The 21800-nt window shown below is 57.9% G+C and carries 17 protein-coding genes; 10 read left to right on the plus strand and 7 right to left on the minus strand.

From position 1 onward, the window contains the following. The first annotated feature begins 9 nt into the window (after positions 1 to 9). Entirely contained in the window at positions 10 to 693 is a 684-nt protein-coding gene (locus FBY10_RS23475) for an ABC transporter ATP-binding protein (protein ID WP_016972350.1), read from the plus strand. Continuing rightward, positions 693 to 3203 carry an ABC transporter permease gene (locus FBY10_RS23480; RefSeq protein WP_145338087.1) on the plus strand — a complete coding sequence of 837 codons (2511 nt, stop codon included), beginning with the start codon at positions 693 to 695 and terminating at the stop codon, positions 3201 to 3203. The genes FBY10_RS23475 and FBY10_RS23480 overlap by 1 nt, the downstream gene beginning before the upstream one ends. A gap of 45 nt (positions 3204 to 3248) precedes the next feature. Here FBY10_RS23480 and greB read toward each other — a convergent pair whose 3' ends face one another. Together greB and FBY10_RS23490 are read right to left on the minus strand one after the other, a co-directional pair. Next, entirely contained in the window at positions 3249 to 3722 is a 474-nt protein-coding gene (gene greB / locus FBY10_RS23485) for a transcription elongation factor GreB (RefSeq protein WP_053130756.1), read from the minus strand. A gap of 113 nt (positions 3723 to 3835) precedes the next feature. Beyond that, positions 3836 to 4807: a hypothetical protein gene (locus FBY10_RS23490; protein WP_145338088.1), complete on the minus strand. Its 972-nt coding sequence runs from the start codon at positions 4805 to 4807 to the stop codon at positions 3836 to 3838. Positions 4808 to 5019: 212 nt separating this feature from the next. Between FBY10_RS23490 and FBY10_RS23495 the strand changes: the two genes are divergently transcribed. Genes FBY10_RS23495 through FBY10_RS23505 form a run of 3 tightly spaced genes read left to right on the plus strand, consistent with a single transcriptional unit; the run spans position 5020 to position 8429 of the window. Then, the gene (locus FBY10_RS23495) at positions 5020 to 5946 is read left to right on the plus strand and encodes an ABC transporter ATP-binding protein (RefSeq protein ID WP_145338089.1); all 927 of its coding nucleotides are present in this window, start codon (positions 5020 to 5022) and stop codon (positions 5944 to 5946) included. After that, positions 5943 to 6668, plus strand: a complete 726-nt coding sequence (locus FBY10_RS23500) for an ABC transporter permease (protein WP_145338090.1) — start codon at positions 5943 to 5945, stop codon at positions 6666 to 6668. The genes FBY10_RS23495 and FBY10_RS23500 overlap by 4 nt, the downstream gene beginning before the upstream one ends. Positions 6669 to 6683: 15 nt before the next feature. Further along, on the plus strand, positions 6684 to 8429 hold the full coding sequence (locus FBY10_RS23505) for a Gldg family protein (protein ID WP_145338091.1): 1746 nt from the start codon (positions 6684 to 6686) through the stop codon (positions 8427 to 8429). A gap of 4 nt (positions 8430 to 8433) precedes the next feature. On the opposite strand, the gene FBY10_RS23510 is transcribed toward FBY10_RS23505, so the two are convergent. The 3 genes from FBY10_RS23510 to FBY10_RS23520 form a co-directional block, all read right to left on the minus strand. Next, positions 8434 to 8742: a hypothetical protein gene (locus tag FBY10_RS23510; RefSeq protein ID WP_090407344.1), complete on the minus strand. Its 309-nt coding sequence runs from the start codon at positions 8740 to 8742 to the stop codon at positions 8434 to 8436. Between the two features lie 261 nt (positions 8743 to 9003). After that, positions 9004 to 9438, minus strand: a complete 435-nt coding sequence (locus tag FBY10_RS23515) for a DoxX family protein (protein WP_131699539.1) — start codon at positions 9436 to 9438, stop codon at positions 9004 to 9006. Positions 9439 to 9541: 103 nt separating this feature from the next. Next, positions 9542 to 10963, minus strand: a complete 1422-nt coding sequence (locus FBY10_RS23520; protein WP_145338092.1) for a transglycosylase SLT domain-containing protein — start codon at positions 10961 to 10963, stop codon at positions 9542 to 9544. Positions 10964 to 11199: 236 nt separating this feature from the next. On the opposite strand from FBY10_RS23520, the gene FBY10_RS23525 reads away from it, so the two are divergent. The 5 genes from FBY10_RS23525 to FBY10_RS23550 all read left to right on the plus strand — a co-directional run bounded on the left by FBY10_RS23525 (position 11200) and on the right by FBY10_RS23550 (position 20126). After that, positions 11200 to 12006 carry a TatD family hydrolase gene (locus tag FBY10_RS23525; protein ID WP_145338093.1) on the plus strand — a complete coding sequence of 269 codons (807 nt, stop codon included), beginning with the start codon at positions 11200 to 11202 and terminating at the stop codon, positions 12004 to 12006. A 96-nt stretch (positions 12007 to 12102) separates the two neighbouring features. Then, entirely contained in the window at positions 12103 to 13584 is a 1482-nt protein-coding gene (locus tag FBY10_RS23530) for a methyl-accepting chemotaxis protein (RefSeq protein WP_145338094.1), read from the plus strand. Positions 13585 to 13782: 198 nt separating this feature from the next. After that, positions 13783 to 18510 carry an RHS repeat-associated core domain-containing protein gene (locus FBY10_RS23535; RefSeq protein WP_145622934.1) on the plus strand — a complete coding sequence of 1576 codons (4728 nt, stop codon included), beginning with the start codon at positions 13783 to 13785 and terminating at the stop codon, positions 18508 to 18510. After that, positions 18494 to 18895 carry an Imm50 family immunity protein gene (locus tag FBY10_RS23540; RefSeq protein ID WP_145338871.1) on the plus strand — a complete coding sequence of 134 codons (402 nt, stop codon included), beginning with the start codon at positions 18494 to 18496 and terminating at the stop codon, positions 18893 to 18895. Before FBY10_RS23535 ends, FBY10_RS23540 begins: the two co-directional genes overlap by 17 nt. Positions 18896 to 19769: 874 nt before the next feature. Continuing rightward, complete coding sequence (locus FBY10_RS23550; RefSeq protein WP_131699038.1) at positions 19770 to 20126, plus strand: Mpo1-like protein; 357 nt, start codon at positions 19770 to 19772, stop codon at positions 20124 to 20126. Between the two features lie 3 nt (positions 20127 to 20129). Here FBY10_RS23550 and FBY10_RS23555 read toward each other — a convergent pair whose 3' ends face one another. Together FBY10_RS23555 and FBY10_RS23560 are read right to left on the minus strand one after the other, a co-directional pair. Further along, complete coding sequence (locus FBY10_RS23555) at positions 20130 to 20927, minus strand: acyl-CoA thioesterase II (RefSeq protein ID WP_145338872.1); 798 nt, start codon at positions 20925 to 20927, stop codon at positions 20130 to 20132. Between the two features lie 90 nt (positions 20928 to 21017). Beyond that, entirely contained in the window at positions 21018 to 21779 is a 762-nt protein-coding gene (locus tag FBY10_RS23560) for a CHAD domain-containing protein (RefSeq protein ID WP_131699036.1), read from the minus strand. Between the last annotated feature and the right edge of the window lie 21 nt (positions 21780 to 21800).

The following is a 21800-nucleotide window of genomic DNA, read 5'->3' on the forward strand; positions in this document are numbered from 1 at the left end:
GGATTCTCCATGGGCGCAAGCATTCTCACCGCGCGGAACCTCAGCAAAGTGGTTCCCAGCGCGGAAGGTGAACTGACTATCCTGCACGAACTGAGCCTGGAACTGAACAAGGGCGATAGCCTGGCTATCGTCGGCAGCTCCGGTTCCGGTAAATCCACCCTCCTCGGCCTGCTGGCCGGCCTCGATCTGCCCAGCAGCGGTGAAGTCACCCTCGCTGGCCAGGCGCTCAGCACCCTCGACGAAGACCAACGGGCGCGCATCCGCGCCGAACACGTGGGCTTTGTGTTCCAGTCGTTCCAACTGCTCGACAGCCTCAATGCGCTGGAGAACGTCATGCTGCCGCTGGAGCTGGATGGCCGCAAAGACGCCCGCGAACGCGCCAAACACCTACTGGAGCGCGTGGGCCTCGGCCAACGCCTGACCCACTCACCACGCCAGCTTTCCGGGGGCGAACAGCAACGGGTGGCGATTGCCCGCGCCTTCGCCGCCGAACCGGACGTGCTGTTTGCCGATGAGCCCACCGGCAACCTCGACAGTCACACCGGCGAGCGCATCAGCGACCTGCTGTTCGAGCTCAATAAAGAAAGCGGCACGACCCTGGTGCTGGTTACCCATGACGAGCGCCTGGCTCATCGTTGCCGACGCCTGATCCGCCTTGAAGCCGGCCTGATGGTCGCCCCCCTGGAGCCTTGATGGCACGTTTGCCGCTGTTGCGCCTGTTCAGCCTTGCCCTGCGCCAATTACTGCGCGATGCCCGCGCCGGCGAATTGCGTGTGTTGTTCTTCGCCCTGTTGGTGGCCGTGGCCGCCAGTACCGCTATCGGTTATTTCGGCGCCCGCCTCAACGGCGCGATGCTGTTACGCGCCACCGAGTTCCTCGGCGCCGACCTGGTACTCGAAGGCAGCTCACCGGCCCGCCCCGAACAAATCAGATCCGGGACCGAACTGGGCCTGGATCACGCCCGTGTGGTTGAGTTCTCCAGCGTCATCGCCACCGACAACGGCATTCAGCTTTCCAGCATCAAGGCCGTGAACGAGCAGTACCCGCTGCGGGGCGAGTTGAAGAGTGCCGCTGCGCCTTTTGGCGATGAAACCCCAGGCGGCGGACCGAAACCGGGTGAAGCCTGGGTAGAGGCGCGGCTGTTGACGGCGCTGGACCTGAAAGTCGGCGACAGTATCGATGTGGGTATGAAGACCTTGCGCCTGGCACGCGTACTGACCTACGAACCGGATCGCGCCGGCAACTTCTATAGCCTGACGCCCAGGGTGATGATCAACCTGGCGGACCTGGACGCCACCGGCGTAGTCCAACCAGGCAGTCGCGTCAGCTACCGCGAGTTGTGGCGTGGACCACAGGCCAGCACGGCGCTGCAAACCTATCGTGACCTGATCAAGCCGGGGCTCGCCGCCAACCAGCGTCTTCAGGACTCACGGGACGGCAACCAGCAGATCGGTGGCGCCCTTGGCAAAGCCGAGCGCTACCTGAACATGGCCAGCCTGGTGGCTGTGCTGTTGGCCGGTGTGGCCGTGGCCCTGTCGGCCAACCGTTTTGCCACCCGCCGTTTCGACGCCAGTGCGTTGCTACGTTGCCTTGGGTTGTCGCGACTCGAGGCCATGTTGCTGTTCAGCCTGCAATTGAGCGTACTGGGGTTGCTGGCGAGCCTGGCCGGCGCCCTGCTCGGTTGGCTGGCACAGTTTGGCCTGTTCTATTTCCTGCACGACCTGCTGCCGGCGGATGTTCCCCCAGGCGGGCTGTTGCCGGCAGTCGCCGGGATCGGCACCGGGCTGGTCGCTCTCGCGGGTTTCGCCCTGCCACCACTGGCCGCACTCGGTCGCGTACCACCTCTGCGCGTGTTGAGGCGCGACCTGCTGCCTATCCCGTCCAGCACCTGGATGGTCTACGGCGCTGCGCTGTTCGCCCTGGGCCTGATCATGTGGCGCCTTAGCCTCGACCTGGTGCTGACCTTCGCCCTGCTGGGCGGCGGCGTGGTCGCCGCGCTGGTTCTGGGTGGCTTGCTTTTGCTGCTGTTGCAGAGCCTGCGACGCCTGTTGGCCCGAGCGTCCTTGCCGTGGCGCCTGGGCCTGGGCCAATTGCTGCGCCACCCGCTGGCGGCGGCGGGCCAGTCCCTGGCGTTCGGCCTGATCCTGTTGTCCATGGGCTTGATCGCCCTGCTGCGCGGCGAATTGCTGGACACCTGGCAAAACCAGTTGCCCAAGGACGCACCTAACTATTTCGCCCTGAATATCCTGCCGGCCGATAAGGACACCTTTGGCGCCCGCCTGCTGGAAGTGCAGGCGCAATCAGCGCCGCTGTACCCGGTGGTGCCAGGGCGATTGATCAGTATCAATGGCGAGCCTGTACAGGAAATAGTCAGCAAGGACTCCAGTGGTGACCGCGCGGTACAACGCGACTTGAGCCTGACCTGGGCCGCCGACCTGCCGCCGGGCAATACCCTGACCGAAGGCTCATGGTGGTCGCAACAACCCACCGATGGAATTCCTGGAGTCTCGGTAGAAGCCAAGGTCGCGCAAAGCCTCAAGCTCAAGTTGAACGATCACCTGGTGTTCACCATCGCCGGGGAAAACCGTGAGGCACGGGTTGCCAGCCTGCGAACCATCAACTGGGATAACTTCCAGCCGAACTTCTTCATGATTTTCCAACCGGGTACTTTGACGGACCTGCCGGCCACCTACCTGACCAGCTTCTACCTCGCGCCAGGGCATGATCAGCAGATCGTTGATCTGTCCCGCGCCTTTCCGGCGGTGACCATCCTGCAGGTCGAGGCGCTGCTGGAGCAGCTGCGCAGCATCCTCGCCCAAGTGACCCTGGCAGTGGAATACGTGTTGTTGTTTGTACTTGCCGCAGGGATGGCAGTACTGTTCTCCGGCCTGCAGGCCACATTGGATGAGCGCATTCGCCAAGGCGCACTGCTGCGAGCACTGGGCGCAGAGCGCAAGCTGCTGGTCAAGGCGCGGCGTATCGAGTTCGGCTTGCTGGGCGCAGTCAGTGGCTTGCTGGCAGCGCTGGGCACCGAGTTGGTGACGTGGGTGCTGTACCGCTATGCCTTCGACCTGGCCTGGCACCCGCACCCCTGGCTATTGCTGCTGCCTGTGGTCGGCGCCGTATTGATCGGCGGTGCCGGGGTGTTCGGCACACGCCGTGCGCTGAATGCAAGCCCGCTGACGGTATTGCGTGAGGGCTGAGCGGTCAACGACCCGCCTCCCTTGCGGGGTGCGGGTCAACGTCGCTTACTTCACGTACTCAATAGCGGTGATCCACCAGCACACCTCGCCTCCCGGGGTCTGCACAATGGCCTCATCGTCGACTTCCTTGCGCAGCAGCGCACGGGCCATCGGTGAATCGATGGAGATATAGTCCATCCGATCATAAATCTCGTCATAACCAACGATACGAAAACGCTTGGTCTCGCCTTGCTCGTTTTCAATATCGACCCATGCGCCGAAAAACACCTTCCCCTCCTGCTCGGGCATGTACTCCACCACGCGCATGTCTTCCAGGCGCTTGCGCAAATAACGCACCCGCCGGTCGATTTCACGCAGCAGCTTTTTGTTGTACTGATAGTCGGCATTCTCGCTGCGATCCCCCAGGGAGGCAGCCCACGTCACCTTGCGTGTGGTATCCGGACGCTTTTCGCGCCACAGGTAATCCAGCTCTTTCTTCAGCGCTTCATGACCTTCTTTGGTAATCAGCTTGGTACTCAAACGCATGCATCCCCAGGCAATGTCCATAGGTGTCGATAGGCCAGGAAATCACACCCCGGCGTCGGTTCGCTGGCATTGATGATAAATGAACCCGAGAAAGTAGCCAGGCCGGTCTAACCATCCAAGGCCTGATCCAGTTCAAGCAGCACACCTCGCAGGCTCTGGCGCAAGCCCGATACTTGCGAGGTCATCACCTTCAGGGCCTCGGTTCGCTGACTGACCGCCAAAGACTGGTCATGCAGTTGAGCGGTGCGTTGCTCCAAATCCCGGGTCCTTTCATCCAAATGGGTTTGCTCCTGCTGCAATCGGGCCTGCCATTGATCAAGCGCCGTTGCCCTTTCCTCCGCAGCGAGTTTCTGTTGGGTCAACTCCTGAGCGACACGAGCGAGGTTGGTCAGTGTACTGCCCACTTCGGACAAAGTGCCGTCGTCCGCGGGTGCCGGAAGCTGCGGCTGAGCCGAGGGGCTTGGCTCATTCAGGACAACAGGTGCATCCCGAACAATGGCCGCAGGCGTGTCGACTGACATCTGTTGGGGTTCTTCTACAACAGGTTCATGTACAGGCTCGGGTGGATTCGCCCCCCTGACAGGTGAACTCATTTTCGACGAGAAACGAATGGAAGGCACAATCAATGAGGCACTTTCGATTGCCGGCATCACCGGCGCAGACATTCCCAGGGTGATCACTTTCATCACCAATGCCTTCTTTATGATCACCGAGTGATGTTCTTCGGGCCTCGCAGGCGGCAGCTTGCAGCCTTTCAAATCGATAAAATGATAAGGAACCTGAGTTTCGGTGACACCCGCCTTGGTGCCTGCCGCCACCGATGTGAGAATTTGCTTGAAGACATGCATGGCCACATGCAGGTCTTCCTTGGACTCAACACCGCTCAGAAAATACCGATCAAGCTTTTTGCGCAAGGCTGCGACATAAACCCTGGAACTCGCCGGCTCAACCTCTTCATCCAAGCTATAAACAAGGAAGTTGGAGGCAATCTGACCTACAGCAAACCCACAGAGCAATGCACCGTTGACCGGAGCATCCTGACCGTCGCGTTCAAGAACAAGGGTACGTAGAAGCATCATGGTAATCGGGCCTCATTACAAAATTCGAAAAGTCTCTATAACCTTCAGACATTCACTCAATAATTAAAGGTTAAAAACACAAAACAATTGTTTCAGCGACCTGCCTGGCGCGCACGTAGGATTTTTCCGATTAATGCTGAGCGGCGTTCCCAAAAACAGCTATTGCCCGTACCCTTTTCAAACTCTCCCCCTCTACGACCACACCACGCTAAATGATCGAAATAATCAACCTGACAAAATATTTTAACAATAAAAAAATAATCAGCGATTTTTCATTCAGCGCAAACAAACAGGAATGCCTGGGGTTATTCGGAGAAAATCCTACAGTTAAAACGGCGCTTCTCGATGTAATATCGGGCTCGACCACTCCTTCCAGCGGGTATATAAACATCCACGGTTTCAATACTAAAACCCATCCATTTAAAGCAAAAAAACTCATCGGCTACCAACTTCATAGGTGCGTCAGTCATCCTACGATGTCGGTTAAAGAGTTCCTTGACTACATCGCAGCCATTCGCGGACTGCGCGGCACCAAAAAACGCGCGCAGGTGGAATATGCCGCGACACGATTGGAGTTGTTGCCGGTGCTCAATGCGCCCCTCGAGGCTCTCTCCATGGGTTTAAGGCGCAAAGTCGCCATTGCCCAGGCCATCCTGCACACCCCGGCCTTGCTATTACTGGATGAACCGACCGAGGGGCTGGCACCTGATCAGAAACACACATTCAGGAGCCTCATCCAGTCATTGATGCAAGAAATGACAGTGATCATCGCTTCCCGACACTGCGATGAATTGTCCGAACTCTGTACGCGCGCACTGGTTATCGCAGGCGATCGTCTGGTGGCCGATGCCCCTATGCCGGATTTGCAACGCGACTCTCGCCATTTCCAGGCGGTTACCCTCACCGCAGATGCCCCCTTGGACCTGCTGGCTCTCGCCGTACTGCCAGGGGTCGCGGGCATCGAAGAACATCGGCATGCACCCGGCACCGTGACCGTCCTGCCCATGCCGGGGCACACCATCTACCCCCATATCAATACGCTCATTGCCAATCGTCGCTGGAAAATCAACTCACTGAGCCTGGAGCCTGGTCGCCTCAGCGACGTAGTTCACGCTCTGAGCCGAGAGGCCCCCCTTTGAAACTGCTGCCCGTCATTTTCAAGCGTCAGCTCGCCCACTTTGCCGGTACACCCGGCACTTATCTGAGCATTGCCATTTTTTCAGTACTGTCCGTGGCATTGGGGTTGCACATGAGCTCCTGGCCAGAACAGGACAGCAGTCACTTGCAGGTTTTCTTCCAGCTACACCCCTGGCTCTATTTGTTATTGATTCCTGTACTGGCGGCACAACTCTGGTCGGACGAGTCCAATGCCGGTTTTCTCGACCTGATGAAAACACTACCCATCACCACGTTTGAATGGGTTATTGGCAAATTCTTAGCAGCCTGGGTCGTGGCGGGCACAGCCCTCATGTTGACCTTCCCTCTCGTGATCATCGCCAACTACCTGGGCGTGGCGGACAACACTGTTATTGCTTCGCAATTTATATCAAGCTGGCTGCTGGCTGGCAGTTATCTAGCGGTCGGTTGTTTTATCTTCACACTGGTGCGTCAGCGCACTGCCCTTTTCCTACTGACAGTGGGCTTGATGCTTATCGTCAGTGCGCTCTCTTATTTACTCGACGCACTTGAACATCAAGCCCCAATCTGGGCGGTGGACAGCTTGGTCTCCCTTAGCCCTTTTTCGAGATACAGCGCTATCGACAATGGAAAGTTCACACTTCGTGACACGCTTTACTTTATCAGCATGATCTTAGCGTTTCTCGCAGCGACGACCGTAACGCTCAACTATAAACACAGCTGAGAAGGAAAGCCCTCCATGCGACCTACTCTGCGCACCGGCATGACACTCACTGTCATCCTGTTACTATTCCTGGCGTTTAACTTAGTCTGGGTAGGAAAGCTGCCGAATATCCGATGGGACTTCTCACAAGGAAAAACCCATACCCTATCTCCTCAAGTACGACAGTTACTCGCGTCATTGGAAAACCCTCTGGATTTGTATTATTTCAATACCCATGACGATCCTAAACGAAGCTACGCCTTGAAACGCTATGGCAAGCGCATCGAAGACCGGTTGATCGAGTACGAAAACGCAGCGAAGGGCATGATCAACCTGCACCTTATTGATCCCGTACCGTTTTCAGAAGATGCCTACAAAGCCAGGCTGTTCGGTCTCGACGACAATGCGGGGTTCCTGGGCCTGATCGGCACACGAGCCGGCCACGGGGCGCAACGCATCGAATCGTTCAGCTTGGACCGGGAGTCATTGCTCGAATATGAAATCAGTCATTTGATCTACAAGTTGCAGCATCCGGAGCGCCCCGTTATTGGGCTGCTGTCAGGGTTGGCGGTGGGAGAATCCTCTGGCCGATTGCTGAAGGAACTGCAGCGACATTTTAATCTGGTCAATCTGGGAGCGACCACCGAGCGCGTGCCGGAACAGGTCAAGACGCTCATGGTCGTGCATCCACAGGCGCTGCCTGAACAAGCGTTGTATCAGATTGAACAATTTGTATTGAAGGGCGGTAAATTAATGGCATTTATCGATCCCCTGAGCGAGCAAAGCTCGACCATCACATCCGCCAACACCCGACTGGCTGATTTGCTTGCCGCTTGGGGGATACAAATGCCAGCGGACAAATTTCTGCTCGACCTCCGCTACGCAGCGTCGCAGCCCCCTGTGAACGGGAAGCTCACAGTGCAGCATCCGGGCCGGTTGACCCTGCCCCGACAGGCGATGAACACAGACGATCCGAGCACCTGGAAATTGAATACCGTGACGGTATCGAGCAGCGGCGCGCTCTTTCGCCGCCAGAAAGCTCGCACGACCCTGACCCCTCTTCTGCACAGCTCCGGGCAATCCGAGTTGCGGGAAACCAACCGGCTCGCCTCAGCAACCGAGTTCGATTCAACGGCCGATGAGGCGTCCAGCCAAGCGCAACGCCACGTGATTGCAGCCCGTATAGAGGGGCCGGCCTATTCAGCATTCCCCGATGGCATTGAAGGACAGCCGGCAGGTGTGCAAAAAGCGGCGCAGATCCATGTGGTGGTAGTCGCCGACACTGATTTGCTCACGGATCAAATCAACAACTCAGCGCCCGACAGCAACGCACTGTTTATCTTGAATACACTGGATAACTTGTCCGCTGGCGATGTACTGACCAATATTCGCCCGCGCGCGCGGGCGCAAAGATCGCCGAACAGGCTGGACCAGATGCGCGACAGCGCCGTGCACGCCTACGCGCAGAAGGCGACTGAGTTGGAACAGCGCCTGCTACGAACAGAACATGAATGGCAAATGCTGCGCCCAACGGAGGTCCCACTCGGCTCCCAGACCGTAGACACCACCACCCAATTGGTTGCACTCAACAAGGAACGCCTGCGCTTACCAATGGAATTACATGCCTTGAGGGCCGAGGCATACGCGCAGGTACATCGCCTGGAGTTCGTCATAAAAATGGTCGTGACCTTGGCGATACCACTGATGCTATGCCTGGTCGCCTGGGTGGTTTTTCTCTGCAATCGACGGCGTCGATTACAAGCAGGAGTCGCGCTCTACTGACCGTTCAACGCCTGGCAATCAGCCCCTGCCGGGCAATGCGGGTCAATTGTCGGATGACTTCCTGTGCGTTGCTCGCGCTGGGGGCCTGGATAACCGCTAGATCAAAGCTGTTATTCGCAAAACGAGCAAGAGAATCGCCATCTTCCACAAACTGAATCAAGAATGCCGATGGCCGCCCGCTGCGACGTGGCCACCCGTCCAGATAACGTAAGAGCGTAGGCTGATGCTTGCCGCCCAAGAGGATTTTTGGATTGCGTTGGGTGAGGTCCGCGGTGATCGGGGCCAGGCGTATCAGGGGGCGTAGTGCATTCATCGTGTCGTGTCTCTGCCTCAAAAGTCTGCGGGCAGGTGAGAGGCAACACCGAACCAGCGCTTTAGCGGTATTTCGAAGTTGCCTCCTCAGGGGAAAACAGGCTTCTGTCGGGTTCTATCGAGACCCAGTGGCGCCCCGCAATTAGCTGTTTAAATCGGCGCATGGGCAGCATCCTAGAGAAGCCGGTGGGGCGGTGTCAAGAATCCCGAGCAACGAAAAGGCCCACACGGTGGTGGGCCTTTTCAGAGTTTTGCGCAGGTGTCAGTTGGCGATGGCGCGGTCGGCAGACAGTTTGCCAGCACCTTCCAGCAGCACCGCCAGGGCGCCGCCCAACAGGGCAAGTGCGAACTCATAACCGTTGTTGGCCATGAACAAGCCGTTATGGATATGCACCGAGAAGATCGCCACCAGCGACAAAATGGTCAGGCCCAATGCCGCCGGGCGTACCAGCAAACCGATAATCAGCGCCAGACCGGCAAAGAACTCGGTTCCGCCCGACAGCAGCGCCATCAGGGTTCCCGGTGCCAGGCCAATGCTTTCCATCCACTGGGCGGTGCCCGCCAGGCCATAGCCGCCAAACCAACCGAAGAGTTTTTGCGAACCATGGGCGGCGAAGATGATGCCGACTACGATGCGCAGGATGGTCAGGCCGTAGCCGGCACGAGTGGACAGTACGCTTTTGATCATTGGGCTCATGGGGTGAATCCTTTTCGAAATAGGGGTTGGTTGGCCGCTATATTAATCAGTTTAAACAATGATAAAAGCGGAAAAACTGCCTGATTAACATCGAAAAAATCGATTATTTCCGTGAGGCGATTTTCGGCTCCGGCGGTTCCAGAGACTCTCGCTCCCGATCAAACGCCAAGTAGTACTTGTTGACGCTATTAACATAGCTGACGCCCCCCATCCCCACCTGCTCCATGGCGATGCGTTCCACCTGGAAGAACCATTGATTGGGGTTCAGTCCCCGGCGCCTGGCCTCGGTGCGCATGCCCTGCACCCGCTCCGGTCCCATGTTATACGCGGCCAATACGAAGGCCATGCGCTCGCGCTCGTTGAGCTTGGGGCTGGCAAAGAACTTTCGGCGGATCAGCGCCAGGTAACGCGCGCCCGCCTGCACATTACTGTCGAGACTTTCGATGTTGTTGACGCCCACCCGCTGCGCCGCCGAAGGGGTGATCTGCATCAGGCCGGTAGGGCCGCCGCTGTTGCGCGCGCCCGGGTCGAAAGCCGACTCCTTGAACGCCAGCGCCGCGAGGTTCAGCCAGTCCATGCCTTGCTCACGGGCGTGCTTTTGCAACACCGGGCGCAGTTTTTCCAGGCGCTGGCGGTCGACGCGGGCCAGCGGGTTGCGCACCTGGTAGAGGCGCCGATAGATGCGCTGGAATGCCACGTCCTGGTCGGACGGCGTGCGATAGGTCTTGAGAAATCGGTCAATACTGGCACGCAGCATCGAGGCATCCTGGCGCACAAACCAGTACTCGTCGCCCGGGCCACTGATTGCCACCTGCTTGTCGAAGCGCAACTTGGGCAGGATCTTCGACCAGCGTTCGGCAATCGGCTTCTCGACGATAGTCAGGTGAAAAATACCCGCCTGGACCATCTCCAGCACATCCTCCACCGCCAGGGTCGGGTCCACCCATTCCACTTTTACCGGCGGCTGTTTGTGCAAGGCCAGCTTCTGGTTGACCTGGCTGATGGCATCCGCCGCCGCACTGCCGGTGGTCAGCGCCAGGGTACGCCCGGACAGCTGCTCCAGCTTGGTAAACCGCCGCTCACCCTTCACCCCCACCAGCCATAACGGCACACCGCTGGCGATCGGATCGCTGGTGCTGATCTTGTGCGCGGCCTTCACATCCAGCAATTCACCGGGGGCCACCAGGTCACCTTCGCCACGGGCCAGTGCGCCGAGCAGTTGATCCTTGGCCTTGGGAATGATCTTGAGGTTGATTTCCTGGCCATCACGGGCGTGGCCATTGAGGTATTGCTCGAAGGCACGCAGGCGATGGTATTCGACACCGATGGCCTGCCCCTGAACCTCGCCGGAACTGTTACGGCTCTGGTTGACCAATACACGCAGGGTGCGACTCGAGCGAATCTGCGCCAGGTCGCGCACTTTGCCGGGCTTGGTCACTTCCAGCGGCCCATCCAGACGCGCGACCGCCGCCATGGGCAGCAGCAGCGTCAGGCACAACATAAGCAACGCCGAGGGTCGGATCATCCGCTCTCCGGAAAGAATACTGGCCAACACCCTCGCGAAAAACGAGGTATTGGGGGTCAGAAACAGAGCGCTTTAAGCGCTGGCAAGACGCGCAACGGTGGCACAGTGCGAGGCGTTCAGCCAACCACGATGTCACTTGCGACGTTCAAAGACAGCTATAACTCGTTGTAGTTCTTAGTTTTTCTTATAAATCTACAGCTCTGATATGCTTTCCGGCCGCAGGCGGAGATAGCACCATGCAACTCATTGATATCGGCGTCAACCTGACCAACCCCAGTTTCGACGAGAAGCACCAGGCTGTTCTCGACCGCGCCTATGCCGCCGGGGTCCAACAATTGGTGCTCACCGGCACCAGCGTCGACGGCAGCGAACAGGCCTTGGAACTGTGCGTCAACCTCGATGACAGCGGCCAACGCCTGTTCAGCACTGCCGGCATCCACCCCCACTCCGCCAGCGATTGGAACGGCGATAGCGCCAGGCGCCTGCGCGGTTTACTCAGCGATAGCCGCGTACGTGCGGTGGGCGAATGCGGCCTGGATTTCAACCGGGACTTCTCACCCCGTCCGCAACAGGAAAAAGTTCTGGAAGAGCACTTGGCTCTGGCGGTTGAGCTCAAACTGCCGGTGTTTCTCCACGAGCGCGACGCCAACCAACGCTTGCTGGAGATCCTCAAGGACTACCGCGACCATCTGAGCGCCGCCGTGGTGCATTGCTTCACCGGCGAACAACAAGCACTGTTCAGCTACCTCGATCTCGATTTGCACATCGGCATTACCGGCTGGATCTGTGATGAACGTCGTGGGACGCACCTGCACCCGTTGGTCAGGGAAATTCCCCGCGGTCGTCTGATGCTGGAGAGCGATGCGCCCTACCTGCTGCCGCGCACCCTGCGTCCAAAGCCGAAAAACGGCCGTAACGAACCCGCCTACCTGCCGGAAGTACTGCGCGAGGTCGCCCTGCACCGCAACGAAACGGTGGAGGACCTGGCTCTGCACAGCACCGCCTGTGCCCGTGCGTTTTTTGGGCTGCCTGCAGTGGATTGATGCGGCGCATTGACCCATGTCAAAACCGCTTTTCTGAGTAGCAGCACAATAGTGGCACCTTGCCAATGCTGTTTCCGCTATCAGAGAAAACCTTCCATGGGTGCCTGGCTTAGCAATATCTCGCTGAAATACAAATTCTGGGCCGTCAACGCGGTCGCCTTTATCACTACCCTGCTCCTGGTGCTGTACGCCGTGCACCTCGAGCAGCAATCGCGCAGCCATGCGTCCCAGGCCTCGGCACAGGCCCAGGCGCAATTGCTCGGTGCATGGCCGGCCGACAAGGCCCTGCCCAAGAGCGAGCAGTGGCTGACGTTTGCCCGCGGCCAAGTCCCACAGCTTGCCGATCAGGATCTGTCAGCCCTGAGCACCACCACGGGTTGGGTCGAACTCAACCACATGCCGCTGTTTGGCGAAAACATACTGATGGGCGCTGAAGTGATCGCCCGCCCTGATGGGCAATACATTGCCGTGCTCGCCCACGCCCCCAGCCTGAGCCAGGTATTCAGTGAACGCTTCGCCAACTATGCCGTGGCGGTGCTGATCCTGATGCTGGCGATGCTCTGCGCGTCGCAACTGCTGATCCGCTTCCTGCTCAGCCAACTCAACACCCTCAAGGACGTGATGCTGCACGTGGAGAAAACCGGCGATCTGTCGGCCCGCGTGCCATTGGCGTGCAAGGATGAAGTCGGCCAGATGGCCAGCGCCTTCAATGCCATGCAGGCGGGCTATCAGCGTGTGGTCAGCACCGTGGCGCGCACCGCCAAGCTACTGGACGATGGTGCCGCTCGATTGGCCAGCAGCATGAACGAGGTACAACACGGCATGCTTGGCCAGCAAAGCGAGACCGACCAGGCCGCCACCGCCATCAACGAAATGACCGCCACCGTTTACCATATCGCCCAACATGCCGGCGCCACCCGCGACTTGTCCCAGACCGCCGACACCCTCGCCGGCAGCGGTCAGGAAGTGGTCACCCGCGTACAACATTCAATCGCCGGCCTGTCTTCCGGCGTGCAACAGACTGCCGAAATGATCCAGAAACTGGCCGAGGACAGCCAGAAAATCAACAGCGTGGTGAGTGTGATCCACAGCATCGCCGAACAGACCAACCTGCTCGCCCTCAACGCTGCCATCGAAGCCGCCCGCGCCGGGGAAATGGGCCGTGGGTTTGCCGTGGTCGCCGACGAAGTGCGCAACCTGGCCAAGCGCGTGCAAAGTTCCACCGACGAAATCACCCGCATGGTCTCAGCGCTGCAAGCCGGTACCCGCGACGCGGTGGACTTCATGCAGGAAAGCTCGTTCAAGGCCGACGACTGCGTACAACAAGCCCTGGAAGCCGGCGCAGCACTGGCCGAAATCACCGGTGCAGTGGCGCAGATGCGTGAAAGCAACACCCAGATCGCCGTCGCCGCCGAACAGCAAAGCCACGTGGCCGAAGAGATGAACCGCGCGGTGGTGAGCATTCGTGATGTGACCGAGAACACCGTGCAACAGACGGTTGATTCGGCGACCACCAGCAATGAGCTGGCGACGTTAGCTGGGGAGTTAAGCAAAGCGATTGGGCAACTGAAGCTGTAGGACTTCTCCACCTGTAATCCGACTCCTACGATCGACTCCCCGTTTACCCGAAGTTTTGGCGAACCCTCCTAGCCGTCCTGGCGAATAGCGCCGACTTCTTTACCTGACGAACCTCGCCAAAGTCTCTCGCCTGATCATTCAGTGCGAGGGACCGCCGATGTACCTATCCGTTAATGCCCTGGTTGTCGGGGCTGCCCCTTGATCCCCGTCATTGCCAGTTTTGTCCTGGCCCCCATGGATGCCAAGGCGCCGGACGTTGAGCGCGTCTTTCGTGACTTTCGCGCTTGCCTGAATACCTTTGATGAGTGGGCCGGGAGCTTCTGGAGCGTTTCGGCACTGGAAGTGGAGCAGGTGTTCAACGTTGGGGAAGAGGTGGCGCTGGTGGCGCCGGTCTCTTCCAACGCCCCAAGTAAAACGGTCGCCAGGTGCGATACCCAGGGATCGTTGACTCTGGTGCATATGTTCGAAAGCACTCGGTTTGTGCCGATCGGCAATACGCCGGTGATGCTGCAAGCCATTGCCCAGGACGGCAGCCCGCTCGGCGCACCACTCCATCGAACCATCGGTCCCAGCGGCATCCTCGAAATCACCGAGTGTGATCGCAACCAGCAGTACCGAATCAGTTTCTACCCCAACGTTTCCACGGATCACGTCAAGGCGCTGTATGCGTCTTATCAGTCGGTGATCGCGGGGTTGGAAGGTCGCCTGCGTGACGAATGGACCAAGACCTTCCAGCCCGAATGGGACGACTTCGCCAACGCCACGCGCTTCGAGCGCAGCGCGATGCAGGGCTTGGCCTTTTCCACCGGGATTGCCAAGGCGTTCTACAACCTGTGGGACAACGTTACGCAGCTGTATGACTTGCTGGCGGACCTCAAAGCCAACAGCGAAAAGCTGTTGGCCTACATCTCCCAGGCCGAACTCGATGAACTGTTGAAGCTCGGCAAAGACACCATTGCCAACGGTTTGCTGGTGCTCAGCGATGAGCCGCTGCTGTTTATCTACGTGTCGGCCATGGTCAGTTGGGTGCGCCTGCTACCTCCGCCCGAGATGTATGAAGTGCTGGGCGAGATCAGCGGCGAGGTGTTGATCAATCTATTTCTGATCTGGGCGAGCCGTGGCATGGGCGTGCAGATTCGCCTGGGCGCTCAGGTGCTGGGGCATATCAAATCCGGGCGAGCGCGCCAGTGGCTGGAGAGGCTGGCTGATCAGTTGGTGGGGCCGAAGCTGGACGCGCATGCCGAGGCGGTGAAGCCTTTGCTGCTCGGTGGCCCGGCGACAGCGATCAAGACCGTACCGGTTGCGCCATTGAAGGCTGGGGATCAGTTGGTTTCCAACCCGGTACCGGCGGTTCGTAACAAGACACAGAAGACCGTGTTGGTCAGGCAGGAGCCTGTCGATGATGTGCCTGTTGTATCGACGAATCCGAAGGGCGATGCGGCGGCTCCTTCGGATAAGACCGTCACCAACGGCTGCCCCGTGTCGATGGTTACCGGGGAGGAACTGCTGACCCTGACCGATGGCACGTTGGACGGGATTTTGCCGTTTGAGTGGACGCGGTTGTATCGCACCAGTGCGGTGGAAGTGGGTTGCGGGTTGGGGTTTGGCTGGAGTCATTCGCTGGCGCATCGGCTTGTGGTGTCGGGCGATTCGGTGGTGTGGACGGACCATGAGAACCGCAGTACTTCGTTTCCGATGCCGACCGTTGCTCGACCGGCCATCACCAATAGTTTGGCCGAAGCGGCGATCTATTTGGGCGCTTCGCCGGATGAGTTGGTGTTGTCCCAGGCGTCGCAGTTTTATCACTTTCGCGACGGTGTGTTGGTCTCCATCAGCGATGCGTACGACAACCGGCTGCGGATTTCTCGGGATTATTTGGGGCGGATTGAGCGGCTGGATAACGGCGTCGGACGTTCGCTGTTCCTGCGCTATGCGTTCGGCCACATCGTGGCGGTGGACTATCAGGTTCAGCGCGCCAACGGGTATGAACCCTTCGAGTGGGTGACCGAGCAGAACGTTGTTTCCTACGCATACGACGACGCTGGCCGACTGGTTTCGGCGACCAATGCGGTAGGCGAAAGCGAGGTTTATCGCTACGACGATCAGCACGTGATTCTTGAACGTGGACTGGCCGGTGGGGCGAGTTTCTTCTGGGAATGGGAACGGGCTGGCAAGGCTGCGCGCTGTGTCCGGCATTGGGCCAGTTTTTCCCAGATGGATACGCGGTATGCCTGGGGGGATGACGGCCGTGTCACGGTGCATAACGCCGATGGCAGCCAGGAAGTGTACGTCCATGACGACCGGGCGCGGCTGGTGCAGCGGATTGATCCGGACGGTGCGCAGCACTTCAAATCCTACGATGACAAGGGCCGGCTGACGGTTGAGCAGGATCCGCTGGGGGCGGTGACGGCGTATCAGTATGACGATGCCGGACGCTTGGTGGCGTTGTTTCCGGGGGATGATGAGCCGACAACCTACGAGCATGACAACGGCTTCGTACGGGTTATGCGCCGTGGTGAGGCGGTCTGGAAGTACGAGCGTAATGACCAGGGCGATGTCATTCGTAAGATCGATCCCGATGGTCATGTTACGGATTACAGCTACGACAAATATGGGCAACTGGTTGGGGTTTGGTACCCGGACCACAGCTGCCATCGGCTGGTGTGGAATGAGCGGGGGCAACTGGTTGAGGAGCAGCTACCCAATGGCGGGATCAAGCGTTATCGCTATGACGACTTGGGGCGACAGATTGCCCGCGAGGATGAGCATGGCGCGCTGACCCAGTATCAGTGGGACAGCGTGGGTCGGTTGGTTCGCGTGGTGCTGCCGGGTGGAGCGTGTCGGGAATACAGCTACAGCCCCTACGGAAAAATTACCGCCGAACGCGACGAACTGGGCCACGTCACCCGCTACGAATACGCCGACGGGTTGCACCTGATCAGTCGGCGCATCAACGCTGATGGCACTCAGGTCAACTACCGCTACGACAACGTGCGGTTATTGCTGACCGAGATCGAAAACGAGGTGGGTGAGACCTACCGGCTTGCCTACCACCCCAATGGCCTGATCCAGCAGGAAATAGGTTTTGACGGGCAGCGTACGGCTTATGCCTACGACCTCAACGGCAACCTGCTGGAAAAGACCGAACACGGTGACGACGGCAGTCAGCTCGTTACTCGCTACGAACGCGATCACGCCGGCCGCCTCGTACGAAAAACCCTGCCCGACGGCAACAAGGTCGATTACGCCTACGACCGCCAAGGCAACCTCCTCAGCGTCGATGACGGCCATTGGGCGCTGGCCTACGAATACGATAGCCAAAACCGCCTCACCGCCGAACACCAGGGCTGGGGCACCTTGCGCTATGGCTACGACACCTGCGGCCAGCTTCAACACCTGCGCCTGCCCGATAACAACCGGCTGGTTTTTAGTCATGCGAAAGGCGGCCACCTCGCCACCGTCGAATTAAACGGCGCGCTGCTGACCTCACACCTGTTCAAAGCCGGCCAGGAACACCAACGCCAACAAGGCCAACTCCTCAGCCACTACCACTACGACGACCAACACCGCCTGCACGCCCACGCAATCACCCAGCAACAAGACCACCTCTACCAACGCCAATACGACTACGACAAAACCGGCAACCTCACCCGCCTGCTCGACACCCGCAAAGGCGAACACCACTACCATTACGACCCACTAGGCCGCCTCACCCGCGCCGACCACTCCCAAGACCTGCAGGAACGCTTCGGCCACACCCCGGCCGGCAACCTGCTCATGCAAGACCGCCCCGGTCCCGACATCGTCGCCGGCAACCGCCTGATGATCCAGGGCGACCGTCACTACGACTATGACGCCTTCGGCAACCTGATCCGTGAACGACGGGGCAAAGGCCATCAACTCGTCACCGAGTACCGCTACGACTGCCAGCACCGGCTGATTGGAATCACCCAACCCAATGGCCAAACCGCGAGCTATCGCTACGATCCCTTTGGGCGGCGCATCAGCAAAACCGTGGACGGCCTAACGACGGAGTTTTTCTGGCAAGGCGACAAGCTGATTGCCGAACACCATGCGGATCGCCATCGCAGCTATCTCTACGAACCCGATAGTTTTAGGCCACTCGCCCTGCTGGAAGGCTTTGGCCCAAAAGATACCAAGCCCTACCACTACCAACTCGACCACCTCGGCACACCGCAGGAACTCACCGATCCGGATGGCGAAATCGTCTGGTCCGTGCACTACCGCGCCTACGGCCAGATCAGCCGTCTCGACAAAGGCAAAATCGACAACCCGCTGCGTTTTCAGGGCCAGTACTTTGATCAGGAAAGCGGACTGCACTACAACCGTCATCGCTACTACAATCCGGATGTCGGTCGCTACCTGACGCCTGATCCGGTGAAGTTGGCAGGTGGGATTAATGCCTACCAGTACGCGCCCAACCCGACCGGGTGGGTTGATCCTTTGGGGCTCAGCGCAAATTGCCCTGGATCAATAAGGAAAAATCCCGCTTGCGCTACTCCTACTGAACCGGACGCCCCTGACGTTTCTCGTAAGGGGGCTTTCAGGCAAGCTAAAAGAGATGCCCATATACCGATGAATCAGAGCCCAGATGTGATGACCCACCCGAAAACAGGACGGACGACACAGTACAAAATAGAAAATATGACCGATTTGAATGATAAAAAAATACTGGATGCCACCGGCCACCCCATCAAGACGAGGGTATATCAATTTACAAGAAAAGATGGCTCACAAGTCCTTATTCAAGATCATTCTGCAGGGCATAAATACGGTAGAGCAGATGGAATTGGAGATCAAACAACACATTTCAATCTACGACCTATTGAACAACCCCGGAACGGAAAACTCATCGACGCAGAAGCACACTACTTCTTCAGGAAAAAAAATGAAATACTGGAATGAATTAGATAAAAATATATTTTTTGAAAAAATTTTTAGCCAACCTGTAGAGATAGGAGAAATCACTCTCTTCTCCTTACAAATAGACAATGATCGACCGTCTTTGGGGATTGGGTTCGACATACCTGATTTCCCAGATATTCTACCGGAAAAATGGAAAAACAAAGGTTACAACGTTTGCAGACTTGGTGTTGATTGTCATGGCATTAGCGATCTAAAAATACTCAACATACCCGGCCGAGATAATTTTTACGTAAGAGTAAAAAAAGAAAAGGGTCAACTCTGCTTCTATGCTGCCAACAAAAACTCCTTAATCGAATTTAAGGCCAAGAGTATCTCAATTTGCGACCCCAACGTTTACATCAGAGGTAATGATGAAGATTTTTAAAATAACAGACATTAGAAATCAAAGTCAGTCATACGCTTATTGTGCACATGGGCGGCCATGAATTCTTTATTTGCGCATGAACGTGGCTTGCTAAACTGCATTTTATTAAGTAATAAACACAGCGCATCCAAATGGAGTAAAGACCAGCATGGAAGTCATTCCCAAAAAATGGCGTGTACAAATAGGCCCAAATAAATTGGCCGAATTTAATATTGAAGACCCAATACTAGTCTCAAGCAAAAAAATGGCCGAACTCACCTCATATTGTTTATCAAACACCCGAAAAGAGAGCGGACAGAGGAGCAAAAAGACGTCATACACTTGTCGAACTGGTTCCCGTTAGCCGATCAACAATTGGGAATCACTGATGAATTACCTGAAAAAAGAACTAGATGAAGCTTTCAGGAGCTTAGAAATAAGCTCTATAGAATTTCAGATAGACGAAACCACAACACTAATAAATGACCTAACAAAGAAGTTTTTCAAATCCGAGAGCAGCTTCCTCGACCCCGTCGAACTGAACGAGAAAAATTCAGAGCACAACCCCAATTTCTGAAAGGAAATACAGTACCGCATTAACCAAAAAAACCTGATTTTGTTGGTACTTGATTCAACATACTCGGGCTGGGAAATCGACAATGCGCAGGATATAACCTCTATCTTAGGTGAAACGACCGGATATCCGTTCTGGGTGACGGATAGCAAACTCACGTTTCTGGTACACATGGATGATCATGACTGCGTTATTTGGGCTTGAAGATGGTTTGCCACAACTGGCCTTCTATCACCGTCATAGCCAACCCCAATTCGCCCACCCGCCCACCCCCACCTAAACTCTCCCCATATTATTTCAACGGACAGAGGGTTCACCATCATGGGCAAACGTCATCCCAATCTCCCCGCCTGGCAATGGCGTAACTACCCGCAGAACCATCAGCACCCGACCAACCTGGCGTTGCACCTGATTGCCGTACCGCTGTTTATCATCGGGTTTCTGTTGATTGTGTCCGGAGTGTTCAGCCTGAGCCTGGCCAGTTTCGCCATTGGCGTAGTCGGCATCCTCGCGGGCCTGGCGCTGCAGCGTCATGGCCATAGCCTGGAAGCCCAGGCCAGTGAGCCATTCAGTGATCGTAAAGACGCGGTGCAGCGTCTGGTGGTCGAGCAGTTCGTGACGTTCCCGCGCTTTGTGTTGAGCGGTGGCTGGTGGCGTGCCTGGCGGCAGCGCCACTGAGCATCAGGCGAAGACCACCACGGTCTGGCGGCTGAGAGCGATCAACGCGCCGGTTGGGCTCCACAGCGCGGCGGCGGCGTGGCCGTAGCCGTCGCGCGCATGTTCAATGCTGACGTGGTACTGGCACCAGTCCAGGGTCGTCAGATTCTGCAACGGCTGGATGAACTCGATGGTCCAGGTCAGGGTGCTGCCCGGAGCAGGCTTTTTCAGGTGCGGCAGCAGCGCCGGTGGCCAGGCATCGACCAGGGCGAGGATATGCGCTTCGGTCAGCGGTTCCTCCTTCACATCCCCGCGCAAGCGAACCCACCCGCCCATCTCGCGGGATTTATTACCGGTAAACGGCAAACCGCCAACGCTCCAGCGCATCGCCAGGTGGCGCATGAACTCAGGCGTGACGCCCTTGATATAGGGCAGTTCCTGGCATTCACCCCAGTGCTTGAACGTTGGCGGTGGTTCGCTCGCCACCTCGATTTCCGACTCGCGGGACGCACCAAAACTCGCCTGGACCAGTGTCGCTACGTCACCCTTCTGCACCACACGACCGAGCAACTGGCTGACCGCCTTGCCTTCACGCAACACTTCGACTTGATAGCTGGCGGGTACATCGGGCTCGACCGGGCCAACGAAGGTGATCGCGAGCAAGCGCAGTGGGCGGTCCGTCGGCACCTGGGCGCGCAAGGCTTCGTATTGCAACGCCGCGACCAGGCCACCAAAGGACGCTCGGCCCTGGGCCCATTCGGCAGGAATGGTGATCTCCAGCGGGTTGCTACGGGCGGCGTCGAGCAAATCACTAAAGCGCATGGCGACCTCACATCAAAAGAAACAGATGGTCGATCTTAACCATGGAGCCGGCAAGGTACAGCGCTTATTCCGGCCAAAAGCCGGACCGATTTAGAAACAATCCGCGCTGAGTTTGTCCAGCACCCGATCCGCCTGCCCTTCGGCCTTGGCCATGGTGCGATGCCATATTGCAACACAGGGCTGCAGATCAGCTTGATGTTCGGCCTGGGCTAACCATTGCCAGCAGTCATGCCAATCACCCAGTGCCGCTTGGGCTTTTTTCAGGCGTGGCAGGGCATTGGAGGGCAACTTATCCAGCTGGGGGTAAGCCTCGGCGGCATAGCGCACACGCTTGATCAACAAGCGCAAACGGTGGCGATCATGGTCTGGATCTTTCAGTGCTTGATCGAGTTTCTGCCATTGCTTGGCCAGGCGCTTCTCAATGCGCGGTCGCAAACCCTTGAGCAATTTCTGGTGTTCCGAGGCGCGGATAAAGCGCGGGAATGCATCAAGGATCAGCAGCAGATGGGCAACTTCCGGGCCTTGCGCCACCTGGCGATAGGCGTCGGGTTGCAGGCGCAGGCGTCGATCAGCGGCCTCGTGATAACCATGCTGATGCAAATACGCCGCCAGCACCTCTCGGTCGCGCAGTGGCGTCGTCAACTGGCCGACCGTGCCGGCGGCCAATTCAAGCTGTTCCACACCCGGCAGCCCGCGCAAAGGGCGCAACAGGCTGCGCAGGCGGCGCACGGTGGTGCGCAGATCATGCAGGGCTTCATCATCGGTGACGGCAGCGAGGCGAGCCTGGCAGCTCAGTAACCCTACTTCCAGGCCAATGACCTGAGCGACTAACTGATCGACCAAAGCTGACATCCTGCCCTCACTCTCAGATGA

This window comes from Pseudomonas sp. SJZ103, assembly GCF_007828335.1.
GTDB lineage: Bacteria > Pseudomonadota > Gammaproteobacteria > Pseudomonadales > Pseudomonadaceae > Aquipseudomonas.

Excerpts from the sequence above, each read along its gene's own strand:
- FBY10_RS23475 (WP_016972350.1), top strand. The coding sequence starts at position 10 with ATGGGCGCAAGCATTCTCACCGCGCGGAACCTCAGCAAAGTGGTTCCC.
- FBY10_RS23480 (WP_145338087.1), top strand. The coding sequence starts at position 693 with ATGGCACGTTTGCCGCTGTTGCGCCTGTTCAGCCTTGCCCTGCGCCAA.
- FBY10_RS23490 (WP_145338088.1), bottom strand. The coding sequence starts at position 4,807 with ATGATGCTTCTACGTACCCTTGTTCTTGAACGCGACGGTCAGGATGCT.
- FBY10_RS23495 (WP_145338089.1), top strand. The coding sequence starts at position 5,020 with ATGATCGAAATAATCAACCTGACAAAATATTTTAACAATAAAAAAATA.
- FBY10_RS23505 (WP_145338091.1), top strand. The coding sequence starts at position 6,684 with ATGCGACCTACTCTGCGCACCGGCATGACACTCACTGTCATCCTGTTA.
- FBY10_RS23510 (WP_090407344.1), bottom strand. The coding sequence starts at position 8,742 with ATGAATGCACTACGCCCCCTGATACGCCTGGCCCCGATCACCGCGGAC.
- FBY10_RS23515 (WP_131699539.1), bottom strand. The coding sequence starts at position 9,438 with ATGAGCCCAATGATCAAAAGCGTACTGTCCACTCGTGCCGGCTACGGC.
- FBY10_RS23520 (WP_145338092.1), bottom strand. The coding sequence starts at position 10,963 with ATGATCCGACCCTCGGCGTTGCTTATGTTGTGCCTGACGCTGCTGCTG.
- FBY10_RS23525 (WP_145338093.1), top strand. The coding sequence starts at position 11,200 with ATGCAACTCATTGATATCGGCGTCAACCTGACCAACCCCAGTTTCGAC.
- FBY10_RS23530 (WP_145338094.1), top strand. The coding sequence starts at position 12,103 with ATGGGTGCCTGGCTTAGCAATATCTCGCTGAAATACAAATTCTGGGCC.
- FBY10_RS23540 (WP_145338871.1), top strand. The coding sequence starts at position 18,494 with ATGAAATACTGGAATGAATTAGATAAAAATATATTTTTTGAAAAAATT.
- FBY10_RS23550 (WP_131699038.1), top strand. The coding sequence starts at position 19,770 with ATGGGCAAACGTCATCCCAATCTCCCCGCCTGGCAATGGCGTAACTAC.
- FBY10_RS23555 (WP_145338872.1), bottom strand. The coding sequence starts at position 20,927 with ATGCGCTTTAGTGATTTGCTCGACGCCGCCCGTAGCAACCCGCTGGAG.
- FBY10_RS23560 (WP_131699036.1), bottom strand. The coding sequence starts at position 21,779 with ATGTCAGCTTTGGTCGATCAGTTAGTCGCTCAGGTCATTGGCCTGGAA.